This window comes from Xanthomonas sp. MUS 060, from assembly GCF_000963215.1.
GTDB lineage: Bacteria > Pseudomonadota > Gammaproteobacteria > Xanthomonadales > Xanthomonadaceae > Xanthomonas_A.
The window spans coordinates 18,954-32,585 of sequence record NZ_JZIM01000024.1; the positions used below are offsets into that span (position 1 = coordinate 18,954).

The window sequence follows — 13,632 nt, forward strand, 5'->3', positions numbered from 1 at the left end:
GATACACCACTCAACGCAGCGGACAATCAAGCACGCGTTGTGCGTCGTTGCTGGAACCCAGCGCGATCCGCGAGACCGAAAGATCCAACGCAGCATCGCTCTCGATCACCGGCAGCCGCTCGAGTTTGGCGAGGTCCGCACCGGCGACCGCGAAGCACTTCAGCGGTACTCCCAGCGTGTGCCATTCGCCTTTGGGCCAATCGGCCAACGCCTTGTTCCATGGCACCTGCGCCGCACAGCCATGACCACAATTGACTCCGATGCTGGTGCTGCCGGCCGGCAGCGCATCCACCTTCATGGTCAAAATTAATTGCAGATCGCCATTGCTCTCGCGCGAGACATCCAACGTCTTGGGCAGCACCAGCGCCAACGCCGCCTTGCCCTTACCCGACCACACGAAACGACGTGCGTCTTCCTGCGCTTTGTAGTCGATCGCGGTGACCTTCAGCGTGCCATCGGCCAGCGCCGCCGGCATTGTCGCCGCCGGCAGATTGGCCTGCGTGGCGCCCTGCAGAATCAGGTTAATGCCCGCCGCCGGCTTGCCGCGTTCCAAGTACACCCCGCCTACCGCCTGCGCGCCGGACACGCCGGAGACCTCGGATAGACGATTCAGATCGCCCTTGTCGGCATAGGTCAAACCAGCGCCGAATGCGAACTGGGGATTATAGTTTTCCACCTTCATGGTCAAAATTAATTGCAGATCGCCATTGCTCTCGCGCGAGACATCCAACGTCTTGGGCAGCACCAGCGCCAACGCCGCCTTGCCCTTACCCGACCACACGAAACGACGTGCGTCTTCCTGCGCTTTGTAGTCGATCGCGGTGACCTTCAGCGTGCCATCGGCCAGCGCCGCCGGCATTGTCGCCGCCGGCAGATTGGCCTGCGTGGCGCCCTGCAGAATCAGGTTAATGCCCGCCGCCGGCTTGCCGCGTTCCAAGTACACCCCGCCTACCGCCTGCGCGCCGGACACGCCGGAGACCTCGGATAGACGATTCAGATCGCCCTTGTCGGCATAGGTCAAACCAGCGCCGAATGCGAACTGGGGATTATAGTTTTTCTGCCCGACATTATTGGCGTACTGTACCGCCGAACGCGGCCAGGAATAGCTGAGTTTGCCGTGGAAATCGTTCTGCACCTGCCCATCGGGTTTGCGCAGCAACACATCGGCGATGCCGCCGCCTTCGGATCCAGGCAACCAGGCGGCGACGAACGCATCGGCGGCGTTGATCTCGCGGTTCACCCACAACGCACGTCCACTCAGGAACACCGCCACGACCGGGATCCCATCGGCCTTGAGCTTTTTGATCAATTGCAGATCGCTGTCGTCGCCAGGCTTGTACAACAGCGTGGCGATGTCGCCCTGGAACTCGGCGTAGGGATTTTCGCCAAATACCACCACCGCGACATCGGGCTTATCTTTGTACTTGCCGTCGATTGCCAATTCGGCGCTGCCACCGGCAGCCTGGACCTGTTCCCGCAATCCCTCCCAGATGGTCGCAGCATGCGGATAATCGGCACGTTTGGTGCCGGTGCCCTGCCAATTCAGGGTCCAACCGCCGCATTGCTTGCCCATGTCGTCGGCGCCATCGCCAGCGACCAGCAGCCGTGTCTGCGGCTTGAGCGGCAGCAGATGGTTCTGGTTCTTCAACAACACCAGTGACTCGCGCACCGCCTGACGCGCCACCGCACGATGCGCGGGCGCGCCGAGCAGTTCGAACTTGCCGCCGAGCGGACGCTGCGACGGCTTGCCGGCCTCGAATAGACCCAACCGCAGCTTCACACGCAAGATCCGCCGCACCGCGTCGTCCAGCCGCGCCATCGGAATCTCGCCGGACTTCACCGCCTTCAGCGCACTGTCGTAGTAGCCCTTCCAACTGTCAGGTGCCATCAACATGTCCACGCCGGCGTTGAACGCCGCCGGACAATCGTCCTTGCGGCAACCGGGAACCTGGGCATGGCCGTTCCAGTCGCCGACCACGAAACCACCGAAATGCATTTGCCCCTTCAGCACGTCAGTCAACATGACCTTGTTGCCGTGCATCTTGACCCCGTTGAAACTATTGAACGAGGCCATCACCGATTGCGCACCGGCGGCAATCGCCGGCGGATAACCAGCACCATGAATATCGCGCAACTGCTGCTCGCTGACCCGGGTATCGCCCTGATCCTTGCCGTCGGTAGTGCCGCCATCGCCAAGAAAATGCTTCACAGACGAAACCACATGCCTGCCATCGAGGAAACCCGGCTGACCGGGAACGCCTTGCAGGCCCTCGACCATCTTGCCGGCAAAACTGGCTACCACTTCCGGCGATTCCGAATAGCCCTCGTAGGTACGGCCCCAGCGGTCGTCCTGCGGCACCGCCACGGTCGGCGCGAAGGTCCACTCCATCCCGGTGGTGCGCGTCTCGGCAGCGGTGACTTCACCGATCTTGCGCATCAACTCCGGGTCGCGGGTGGCGCCAAGACCGATGTTGTGCGGGAACAGCGTGGCACCGACGATATTGCTCTGCCCATGTACGGCATCGATGCCGAAGATGATCGGGATCGCCGGACCGGAACCGGTCTTTTCCATCGATGCGCTGTAATACGCATCGGCCAACGCCAGCCACTGCGCCGGACTGGCGTCGTATTTGCCACCGGGATCGGAGTTGCCGCCGGCCAACACCGAGCCGATGTGATATTTGCGCACATCCTCCGGGGTCATGCTGGCGATATCGCCCTGCACGATCTGTCCGACCTTTTGCTCCAGCGTCATCTGCGCCATCAGCTTGGTCAGGCGCGCCTCCAACGCCGGGTCTTCCGGCAACGGCCAGGCCGGCGACGGCCACAGTGCCGGATGGATCGTCGGCGTCGCGGTGGTCACAGCCGCTGCCGGAGCAGCAGCCGAAGAACGGCCAGCCGCCGCCCCCAGGGCCAGCAGACCCAACCCAGCGGCAACGGCCAACGCATGACGAAGCGGCGCGATCGCGCCGGCAAACTGTGTATCCAAGCAACTCTCTCCCAGGAACGGCAAACGCATACCAAAGAATGTGCGCCTCGCCACCCGCCGATGCGCGACCAGCGCCTACGCTTCCCGAATCGCCCCGAGAATGTCAACCAGACCACGCGATATGCCGTGGTTGTCGCTGGATATCGACTGACGCTATAGCGATGGGAGGCCAGCTTTGGTTGTTCTATGCCGCCCCAGCATGCGTGACCGTGGTGGCAGCGCCACCATCGCAACCGCGTTTTGTTGCGTCGCAATATGGTCGAATTTGTAGACTGCGCGCATGTGCGATGCAGCCTGATGCGAAGCGTGGACAGGAAGACGCGTGCAGAAGCGACCCGACCGGCCACGCAGGACGACGCCTGCATGCGGCATCCCTCGTCTCCGCACAACGCGTCTTTACACCACATGCCACGAACCGGGCAGGACCAAACACGCCGCGCGTATCAGTGCGCCCATGCGTACTGCAACTCACGCGCACTGGCGTGCGCATGTCACCAGAGCGCCGACGAGGTGCAGTGCGGCGCGACCTTCGGTGGCATTGAGCGTGTCTGGACGCGGAACAGCTCAAGCTCAGCGGCAAGTTCACCGACCCAGGTCATGACTTGAGAAGTGAACCAGCCCCCCGCCACCATGGATCGGGCAAGGATGATTCAGTATGGTTTGGGGCTCCCGTTAGCGCCCCCTCATCCCCAACTCGGGTGCCGCTGGTCTGGTCGCCGCCATGACCGGTTCGAGCGGGCGCTCCAACTGCGCAAGACTGGACTCTAGCGGCGTCGTTTTGCCCTGTCCGATAGGGATCGATACCCGTTGGTGTAACGGGGATGAGGGATCTCCTTGCTCGGCGATGAGGTTGTTTTTGTTGCCTGGCACAACCCTGTCGATCTGCTTCATGCGGCTGTCGTGTGCTAAGACGGCGAGCGACGCGGCAATGCATGCCCGGTCATGGTGGCTACCCAATCCTTCCGCTTGTTTGAACTGATTGATATGCCGCATGGCGTCCTCGAACAACTTCGGTCGCTGAGGAGAAGTGGGTTGCGGATTGGCGGTTGGCTCAAATCGGTGATTGGCATCTTGTACGTAAGCGATGCGCAGCCCTAATTTTTCATTGCCGCGATTGCTGTAGGTACCTAGCGGTACCTGCTTATGCTCCCAGTAGGGGTAATTCGGCTTATCATTGGCATTCCGCGGAACGTAATTGGCCGGAAACAGTTTGCTGCAGCCGTCTGCATCGTGACAGCCCATGCGATCGTACAATTTACCATCGGTGCTCGCGTACTTCAGCGCGTCTGGGCCGTCCATGTATACCGAACCGTCGCCGCCGTGCCGCAGCGACGCACCGACAGCCTCCACTAACAACGTCGTCCCCACATATTTGTCATGCACTTCCTTAGAATCGGTGCAGATTTTGTGGATCTTTGCGCCGGTACTGGTATCTAGGGTCATCCAACCGACCGGCACTCCATTCTTATAGGCCACATACTTCTCTTTATCGACCACATACTTCTCTTTATCGTCCGCAAACCGTTTATTTCCGCTCTTCTCGTTTTCTTTTAATCTAGCCAAATAGCCTACACGCAAATCATCAGCACCGGGGGCAATGCACGCGCTCAGGCGCATATCGAACTTCTCGATTTCAGCAAGAAATTTTTTATTGTCGTCAATCTTACGCACTGTTATAGGCATTTCTTCCGTGATTCCCTGCTCGGGGTTTGATACCTTGCTCTTCCAGTTATTCCATTTATCCCGCTGTTTGGAGCGCTCAATTTCCACGTCATTCTGTTTTTCCGACTGCGCCTTTTCAATATTTTTTTTGTACTCCTCATCCAAGGGCAGTGCGGGCGGCTCGACGGACATAGCTCCTTTACTCTTGTACTTATCAACCAGCATCCAACTAGTCTTGTCAACATTTTCTTGTACTGCCATTTTGTAAGTGGCATCTACTTTCTCTGAATAATTCTTGTACCTGGGGTCTTCTCTTTGGAAAATTTCGGATTTTCCTCGTAGCCAATTATTTGATATTCACCTCCTGCCAAATAGTCCTTTCCCGCCCATTTACGCTTGACGGTGAATGCGCCCATGATATCTTCCGGCTTAATGAGCGGCGCTGCGCTTTCCACAGCGAAGAGGTTATTTTTAGCCGCACGGCAATAAGCAGTTTGATGTATGTTCAAGCCAGCAGCGAAGCGCGCCTGTACATCGTGGGTATCAAACAAGACTTTCGGGGCAACGGCGTAGATTCGCGTTATCTCTGGCGCATCCTTGTCAGGCATATCCAAGTCCGATTTATCCCTTTTATCAGGATCCACCTTGAGCGGAAACAGCGACGCGGCATCCAGTGAAGCCGTCATGCAGACTCCGGTATGAGGATGGATATCCTGTTTTTTCAGACGATAGACAATACCTTGCTCATCGCGCGGGGTAAAGCCATATTCGAATATTTCTGCAGTAGGCCGATCGTCGGAGCGGAACAGCATAGCTTCATTAGCGCGAAGCATATCATTGGGAACTGCAATTAGCGTATGCTTATCTTTGTCGATTGCTTCACTATAGAAATCTGCCGCACCTGCGGTTTTTCTTGCGGCTTCCCACGGCGTTTGCTGTTCATCGGGATTCAGAGGTTTCTCGTCAACTTCTAACATGTCTGGTCTCCTGATTGTGAGTTCCTGGCCCACCCCACATCGCTCTCAAGCGGTGAGGAAATCAACTCTGCGCGCCTGTTTTCACGCGCTGTCAACAGCAACTTCAAGCTGACCCACCTTAGATCGCTGATCAGCCAGTCAAACGTGTGAATTGCCTCAGGATTTCCGGAGGTCATTTTGTTTAAGTCAGGCCGCCTTAGCCTGACCGGCTTGCTGCCGATAGTACGACTTTTCGGCTTCCGCCAGGGAACATACCCGATCGGCACCAGCAATCACGTGTGGTTGCCCCCCGGGCCTGCCTCTCCAGCGCCCGATCCCGTCACCCGCGATCCGGGCAGGAGCGAGATCGGCCTGCCGTACCGCGTGGCTGTAGTAGTAGTTCGACGGAGCGATCTCCAATACCCGACAGATCGGCTCGACTCCGTAGGCCTCGGAGTATTCCGCGACGCATTCCGTCACCTGATCAACACACTACTTCACCCGATCTTCCCGAGAATCGACTCGATCGCCGCCCACTGCGAACTGTACTGGCCTTGATGCTCCAGCACCATTCCAACTGCACGCTCACACATTTCCGTGGAATACTTCATTGAGTTATTCGTGATCCATCCTATCAAGAGTTGGAGCCTCCAAGAATACCGGGGTGGCTCAAGACGCTGAGCGATCCAGCTCACTTGAGAAGTTAACGAACATCCCGTTACCATGGATTGGTTCTGGATAGTTATATGGTCCGATCGAGCGCACCACGCTCCAAACCGGATGGTGCGAACCGCTAGAATGGATTGAATTAAAGGATTGTCAAAATGGGAATGAAGACTCGCCTCGGAATCGCCCTGGCCTTGCTCCTGCTCGCCGCATTCGCTGGCCTGTACCTGTCCGGTTACGTCACCATCCTGCTGCTCAAGCTCAACATCCCGCTGGCTTGCGGCTTCCCACGGCGTTTGCTGTTCATCGGGATTCAGAGGTTTCTCGTCAACTTCTAACATGTCTGGTCTCCTGATTGTGAGTTCCTGGCCCACCCCACATCGCTCTCAAGCGGTGAGGAAATCAACTCTGCGCGCCTGTTTTCACGCGCTGTCAACAGCAACTTCAAGCTGACCCACCTTAGATCGCTGATCAGCCAGTCAAACGTGTGAATTGCCTCAGGATTTCCGGAGGTCATTTTGTTTAAGTCAGGCCGCCTTAGCCTGACCGGCTTGCTGCCGATAGTACGACTTTTCGGCTTCCGCCAGGGAACATACCCGATCGGCACCAGCAATCACGTGTGGTTGCCCCCCGGGCCTGCCTCTCCAGCGCCCGATCCCGTCACCCGCGATCCGGGCAGGAGCGAGATCGGCCTGCCGTACCGCGTGGCTGTAGTAGTAGTTCGACGGAGCGATCTCCAATACCCGACAGATCGGCTCGACTCCGTAGGCCTCGGAGTATTCCGCGACGCATTCCGTCACCTGATCAACACACTACTTCACCCGATCTTCCCGAGAATCGACTCGATCGCCGCCCACTGCGAACTGTACTGGCCTTGATGCTCCAGCACCATTCCAACTGCACGCTCACACATTTCCGTGGAATACTTCATTGAGTTATTCGTGATCCATCCTATCAAGAGTTGGAGCCTCCAAGAATACCGGGGTGGCTCAAGACGCTGAGCGATCCAGCTCACTTGAGAAGTTAACGAACATCCCGTTACCATGGATTGGTTCTGGATAGTTATATGGTCCGATCGAGCGCACCACGCTCCAAACCGGATGGTGCGAACCGCTAGAATGGATTGAATTAAAGGATTGTCAAAATGGGAATGAAGACTCGCCTCGGAATCGCCCTGGCCTTGCTCCTGCTCGCCGCATTCGCTGGCCTGTACCTGTCCGGTTACGTCACCATCCTGCTGCTCAAGCTCAACATCCCGCTGGCGTGCGTGGAACACCTATCTCCAGTATGTCCGCGCCCTGGATCTGCCGCAGGTCCAACCGTATGCGATGAAAATCAAACTCGGCGGCATGCTGGGCTTCGGCCTGACCTTCATCGTGTGGCTGCCGTTGACCGCCATGCTGCTGCGATTGAACCGCCGGGGAACACCTATCTCCAGTATGTCCGCGCCCTGGATCTGCCGCAGGTCCAACCGTATGCGATGAAAATCAAACTCGGCGGCATGCTGGGCTTCGGCCTGACCTTCATCGTGTGGCTGCCNAAGCATCATCGTCGGCAAGTACCGCGGACACCATCTCTACATCAACGGCGCACTCCACGTGATCGTGGTGGCGCCGACGCGCAGCAGCCTGCACGACATGAAGCGCGCCGGTCTGTTGGAGAAAAAACCCGAAAGCATCATCGTCGGCAAGTACCGCGGACACCATCTCTACATCAACGGCGCACTCCACGTGATCGTGGTGGCGCCGACGCGCAGCGGCAAAACCACCTGCATCGCCATTCCGGTGCTGCTGACCTACGAGCACTCGATGTGCGTGCTCGACATCAAGGGCGAATTGTTCAAGGAAACCAGTGGCTGGCGGGCCTCGCAGGGACAGCGCATTTACAAGTTCGCCCCTTATGCTACCGATGGCAAAACCCACCGGTTCAATCCGCTGTCCTTTGTCAGGCCGAGCCAGTACATCGCCGACCTGCAAACCATCGCTGCCATCCTCTACCCCGACGACGCCGGAAAGGACCCATTCTGGGCGACTCAAGCCCGCGCCATCTTCGTCGCGTTTGCCTCGTTCATGTTCGAAAAATGGGAAGACATGGAACGTATGGGTTACCCAGGAACCAACGCAGAAGGCCAGCCCGACCCCCAAGCCCCTCTGGATCCCAACGTAGACCCTAGGTTTCCGAGCTTAGAACGCATCCTGCGGCTCTCTTCCGGTGCGGGGAGCCAGAGTGTCAAGGAGATCGTCGAAGACTGGCTGTCGGAGCCAGGCCAGCAGCAATTCTCCTTCATCAGCGAGCAGACCCGCACCACCCTGCGCAACCTGATCGGAATGGCCGAGCAGACCTTCTCCAGCGTCGTCGCCACCATGCAGGCACCGCTGCAGCAGTTCCTGAATCCGATCCTGGCGGCGGCCACCAACGCCACCGACTTCGACGTCACCGCCATCCGCAAGCGCAAAACCACCATCTACACGGTCATTCCCACGCAGAAACTCGACGAGAGCGGCAAGTTGTTGAACATCTTCTTCAGCACCGTGATCGGCAACAATCTGGACAAGCAACTGGGCGATGAGCCCGCACTCAAATACCAGATGTTGATGCTGATGGACGAATTCACCGCGATGGGGCGGGTGGACGTGTGGGCCAAGCGGATTTCGATTTCGGCCAGCTATGGGGTGCGCGACCTGTGCATCATCCAGAGCAACGCGCAACTGCGCTCGGTCTATGGCGAACACGATGCGTTTCCGAGCTTAGAACGCATCCTGCGGCTCTCTTCCGGTGCGGGGAGCCAGAGTGTCAAGGAGATCGTCGAAGACTGGCTGTCGGAGCCAGGCCAGCAGCAATTCTCCTTCATCAGCGAGCAGACCCGCACCACCCTGCGCAACCTGATCGGAATGGCCGAGCAGACCTTCTCCAGCGTCGTCGCCACCATGCAGGCACCGCTGCAGCAGTTCCTGAATCCGATCCTGGCGGCGGCCACCAACGCCACCGACTTCGACGTCACCGCCATCCGCAAGCGCAAAACCACCATCTACACGGTCATTCCCACGCAGAAACTCGACGAGAGCGGCAAGTTGTTGAACATCTTCTTCAGCACCGTGATCGGCAACAATCTGGACAAGCAACTGGGCGATGAGCCCGCACTCAAATACCAGATGTTGATGCTGATGGACGAATTCACCGCGATGGGGCGGGTGGACGTGTGGGCCAAGCGGATTTCGATTTCGGCCAGCTATGGGGTGCGCGACCTGTGCATCATCCAGAGCAACGCGCAACTGCGCTCGGTCTATGGCGAACACGATGCGCAGGCAGAACTTCACCACCAACCACGCCGGCAGCGTGGTCTACACCCCGCGCGAACAGGCGGACGCCAACGCCTACAGCGAGCAATTGGGATTCAAGACCATCCGTCGCAAGCACCGCTCTCACGGCAGCGGCGCGCAAGGCAGCAGCTACAACATCAACTATACAGCGAGCAATTGGGATTCAAGACCATCCGTCGCAAGCACCGCTCTCACGGCNACACGGTCATTCCCGCGCAGAAACTCGACGAGAGCGGCAAGTTGTTGAACATCTTCTTCAGCACCGTAATCGGCAACAATCTGGACAAACAACTGGGCGATGAGCCGTCACTCAAGTACCAGATGTTGATGCTGATGGACGAATTCACCGCGATGGGGCGCGTGGACGTGTGGACTGACTTCGACGTCACCGCCATCCGCAAGCGGAAAACCACCATTTACACGGTCATTCCCGCGCAGAAACTCGACGAGAGCGGCAAGTTGTTGAACATCTTCTTCAGCACCGTAATCGGCAACAATCTGGACAAACAACTGGGCGATGAGCCGTCACTCAAGTACCAGATGTTGATGCTGATGGACGAATTCACCGCGATGGGGCGCGTGGACGTGTGGGCCAGCCAAACGGATTTCGATTTCGGCCAGCTATGGGGTGCGCGACCTGTGCATCATCCAGAGCAACGCGCAACTGCGCTCGGTCTATGGCGAACACGATGCAACGGATTTCGATTTCGGCCAGCTATGGGGTGCGCGACCTGTGCATCATCCAGAGCAACGCGCAACTGCGCTCGGTCTATGGCGAACACGATGCGCAGAACTTCACCACCAACCACGCCGGCAGCGTGGTCTACACCCCGCGCGAACAGGCGGACGCCAACGCCTACAGCGAGCAATTGGGATTCAAGACCATCCGTCGCAAGCACCGCTCTCACGGCAGCGGCGCGCAAGGCAGCAGCTACAACATCAACTATACAGCGAGCAATTGGGATTCAAGACCATCCGTCGCAAGCACCGCTCTCACGGCAGCGGCGCGCAAGGCAGCAGCTACAACATCAACTACACCGAAGAAAAACGCGCGCTGATGCTGCCCCAGGAACTCAAGGAACTGCCCAGCGACGAGGCGGGCGCTGTTATTCCTCGAAGGATGCAAGCCGATCCGCTGCAAGAAGAACTGGTTCTTCAAGGATAGTTTCTTCAAGAAGCGGATTCTGCCGCAGGTGCAGATTGCACAAATGGGATTGATACCTGATAAGCAGCCTGAGGCGAGCAAGGACAGGGTTTCTTCAAGAAGCGGATTCTGCCGCAGGTGCAGATTGCACAAATGGGATTGANGGGATTGATACCTGATAAGCAGCCTGAGGCGAGCAAGGACAGGGTTTCTTCAAGAAGCGGATTCTGCCGCAGGTGCAGATTGCACAAATGGGATTGATACCTGATAAGCAGCCTGAGGCGAGCAAGGACAGGGAGTGAACGGCGAGCAAGCAAGTGGGAACAGCGCCAGCGCTGACTTTTGCATCCGGTGTCAGAGGAATTTCCGCGCGCGGCTGTTCAAGACAGCATCCGCAGTTTGCCTGGATCCGTGCCAGTTTCTCCTTTCCCGAGGCGGGGAGGCAGGGGAATTCCTACCACACAGCAGACAGTTCCCTGATATCCATACGCTTACTGCCTGCGTGATCCTCAGCATGTCGGATGCGGGGCTGCTGGCGCCTGAGCGCGCCATGCCGGCACCGCGCTATCGCGATCACGCCCTGGGCAGTAGGCTGTCGCTGTCCCTTACAGCATGCGCAGCGGGACTGCGCGACTTCAGGCGGACGTAGTGTTGAAGATGAATTGGAATATTAATCGTATTAAATTCTGGGGGCCACTCCAACGGCTCACCGCCAATTATAGCGAGACGATCAATATGACTTCACAAAAGCCAATCAAAATAATTAATTTAAAAACATTTAAAATTTTATTTTTGCTATTTATTTGCGAATTGAGCGCTGCGTGCAGCAATCAATCATTTACGCCATCCAGGTTAGATGCGGACTCGTCTGAAACCACATCTGGCTCCGATCCTGCATCAATTGCGTCTGCGTCGAGAAAGATGAAAGATGGTGTATCGAATACTGATGGCATGCAGCCAAAATATAGCAATTACAAAAGCGCGGAGAAGGCAGATTCACCTGCTAAATCCACAAGAAACACTACTAGCATGAGAAAAGACTACGACAACTGCATGACTGCCGCTGGTGGTGTGGTGCCTGCCATGCAAGATTGCATCGCAGCAGAATATAAGTACCAAGATGATCGCTTAAACTCTATTTATAACGAGTTGATGGCCAGACTGGATGGTACGAAAAAGCATGCTCTGCGCGAGCAGCAGCGCCAGTGGATCGTTGATCGTGACAAAAAGTGTTACTACGATCCGAATAATGGTCAGGCTGGACGCTTGGATGCTGCTGAGTGCATCCTCGAAATGACCACCCATCGCGCTGAGGATTTAGAGGTTCGCTGACACCGTCGTATGCATGATTCGCATGCATGAGATGCATTTAATTTGATTTTTAGATGCGAGGAAATATGCCATGAGCGATAACAATTGGAAATTAGGCCAGACCTCCATGCATTACGAAACTGGTGGTCATGGCGCAGCAACAGTGTCCAGTGGCATCGATGATCCTGGTGGCGTCTCTTATGGCTCCTACCAGATGACCTCCCAAGTCAAGACAAAGTCAGGACATGTCATCATCGGCGGGACTGTTGCGGACTTCATCAAAAATAGTAAGTATGTCGATGATTTCGCTGGATTGAGACCTGGCTCTCCCGAGTTCAGTGCAAAGTGGAAGAGCGTGGCTAATGCTGATCCCGACTTTTCCCAGCAACAGCATGATCACATTAAACGCACCCATTACGATAAGCTGGTTGATCGCCTGAAAGAAAAAGGTGTCGACTTGTCAAATCGCGGTCCTGCTATGCAAGATGGATTGTGGAGTACTGCGGTCCAGTACGGCCCCGGGAGCGACAAAACGCCTGGAGGCTCTGGCATTTTTCTTGCTGCGATACAGGAGAGATTTGGAAAAAAGCATGACCTTTCGAAGTTATCCGATAAAGATATCATTAGCGCAGTGCAGGACTACAAAGCAGAGCATGTCAAGCAGCTTTTCCCAAGAGTGAATAATCCAAGGATATTGGATTCATTAAAGAGTCGCGCTGAAAATGAGAAGGCAGACCTATTGAAATTAGCGGATAATCATAAAGTGGTCGCAAAGATCGATGTAGATCAGGAAAAGGGCGCTAAAGACGCGGCTCAGCGCAACATCAACGAGGTTGAACGCACCGTCGGGCAAGTCTACGACGCGCTAGCCCATCCGGGGCAGTGGCGCCAGGGCAGTGTGCCAACAGCGGTGCAACCGCATGTCGCCGCGCAGCAATATCCCCCGGTTATGGGCGGGCCAACAACCGGCCATGTGCCGCTCACCCCGCCAACGGCGAAATCACCCCACCCGCTGACGACGACCCATCCGCTGGAACTCGGCGACCGCGGCGCCGCCGTGCAAGCGTTGCAACAACACTTGCAAGCCATCGGCGCCACCGATCGCGATGGCAATGCCATCCAGGACGACAATAATCCAAGGATATTGGATTCATTAAAGAGTCGCGCTGAAAATGAGAAGGCAGACCTATTGAAATTAGCGGATAATCATAAAGTGGTCGCAAAGATCGATGTAGATCAGGAAAAGGGCGCTAAAGACGCGGCTCAGCGCAACATCAACGAGGTTGAACGCACCGTCGGGCAAGTCTACGACGCGCTAGCCCATCCGGGGCAGTGGCGCCAGGGCAGTGTGCCAACAGCGGTGCAACCGCATGTCGCCGCGCAGCAATATCCCCCGGTTATGGGCGGGCCAACAACCGGCCATGTGCCGCTCACCCCGCCAACGGCGAAATCACCCCACCCGCTGACGACGACCCATCCGCTGGAACTCGGCGACCGCGGCGCCGCCGTGCAAGCGTTGCAACAACACTTGCAAGCCATCGGCGCCACCGATCGCGATGGCAATGCCATCCAGGACGACAAGCA

The 13,632-nt window shown here is 57.0% G+C and carries 8 protein-coding genes and 4 pseudogenes; 7 read left to right on the forward strand and 5 right to left on the reverse strand.

Going from position 1 to position 13,632, the window contains the following annotated elements; genetic code table 11:
• Positions 1 to 10 precede the first annotated feature (10 nt).
• The 4 genes and pseudogenes from XANALMUS060_RS15110 to XANALMUS060_RS22205 all read right to left on the reverse strand — a co-directional run.
• Positions 11 to 2,989, reverse strand: coding sequence for an exo 1,3/1,4-beta-D-glucan glucohydrolase (locus tag XANALMUS060_RS15110; protein WP_235430533.1), 2,979 nt, complete (start codon positions 2,987 to 2,989; stop codon positions 11 to 13).
• Between the two features lie 672 nt (positions 2,990 to 3,661).
• Complete coding sequence (locus XANALMUS060_RS15115; protein ID WP_152640528.1) at positions 3,662 to 4,912, reverse strand: XVIPCD domain-containing protein; 1,251 nt, start codon at positions 4,910 to 4,912, stop codon at positions 3,662 to 3,664.
• 14 nt (positions 4,913 to 4,926) lie between these two features.
• Positions 4,927 to 5,628: a hypothetical protein gene (locus tag XANALMUS060_RS20070; RefSeq protein WP_152640529.1), complete on the reverse strand. Its 702-nt coding sequence runs from the start codon at positions 5,626 to 5,628 to the stop codon at positions 4,927 to 4,929.
• Between the two features lie 381 nt (positions 5,629 to 6,009).
• Positions 6,010 to 6,218: pseudogene (locus tag XANALMUS060_RS22205) on the reverse strand (hypothetical protein); the annotation flags it as partial.
• A 219-nt stretch (positions 6,219 to 6,437) separates the two neighbouring features.
• Here XANALMUS060_RS22205 and XANALMUS060_RS20645 point away from each other — a divergent pair.
• Positions 6,438 to 6,611 carry a hypothetical protein gene (locus XANALMUS060_RS20645; RefSeq protein WP_161795435.1) on the forward strand — a complete coding sequence of 58 codons (174 nt, stop codon included), beginning with the start codon at positions 6,438 to 6,440 and terminating at the stop codon, positions 6,609 to 6,611.
• Between the two features lie 384 nt (positions 6,612 to 6,995).
• Here XANALMUS060_RS20645 and XANALMUS060_RS22210 read toward each other — a convergent pair.
• Positions 6,996 to 7,204 (reverse strand): annotated as a pseudogene (locus tag XANALMUS060_RS22210) (hypothetical protein); the annotation flags it as partial.
• A gap of 397 nt (positions 7,205 to 7,601) precedes the next feature.
• Here XANALMUS060_RS22210 and XANALMUS060_RS20650 point away from each other — a divergent pair.
• From XANALMUS060_RS20650 to XANALMUS060_RS22225, 6 genes and pseudogenes are all read left to right on the forward strand, one after another.
• Complete coding sequence (locus tag XANALMUS060_RS20650) at positions 7,602 to 7,757, forward strand: hypothetical protein (protein ID WP_161795436.1); 156 nt, start codon at positions 7,602 to 7,604, stop codon at positions 7,755 to 7,757.
• Between the two features lie 153 nt (positions 7,758 to 7,910).
• Positions 7,911 to 10,121 (forward strand): annotated as a pseudogene (locus tag XANALMUS060_RS22215) (type IV secretory system conjugative DNA transfer family protein); the annotation flags it as partial.
• A 161-nt stretch (positions 10,122 to 10,282) separates the two neighbouring features.
• A complete protein-coding gene (locus XANALMUS060_RS22715; protein WP_255352385.1) occupies positions 10,283 to 10,651 on the forward strand; it encodes a type IV secretory system conjugative DNA transfer family protein in 369 nt (122 codons plus the stop codon).
• A complete protein-coding gene (locus XANALMUS060_RS22720; RefSeq protein WP_255352386.1) occupies positions 10,552 to 10,758 on the forward strand; it encodes a type IV secretory system conjugative DNA transfer family protein in 207 nt (68 codons plus the stop codon). Before XANALMUS060_RS22715 ends, XANALMUS060_RS22720 begins: the two co-directional genes overlap by 100 nt.
• 636 nt (positions 10,759 to 11,394) lie before the next feature.
• Positions 11,395 to 12,069, forward strand: a complete 675-nt coding sequence (locus XANALMUS060_RS22220; protein WP_235430535.1) for a lysozyme inhibitor LprI family protein — start codon at positions 11,395 to 11,397, stop codon at positions 12,067 to 12,069.
• Between the two features lie 70 nt (positions 12,070 to 12,139).
• Positions 12,140 to 13,632, forward strand: a pseudogene (locus XANALMUS060_RS22225) (hypothetical protein); the annotation flags it as partial.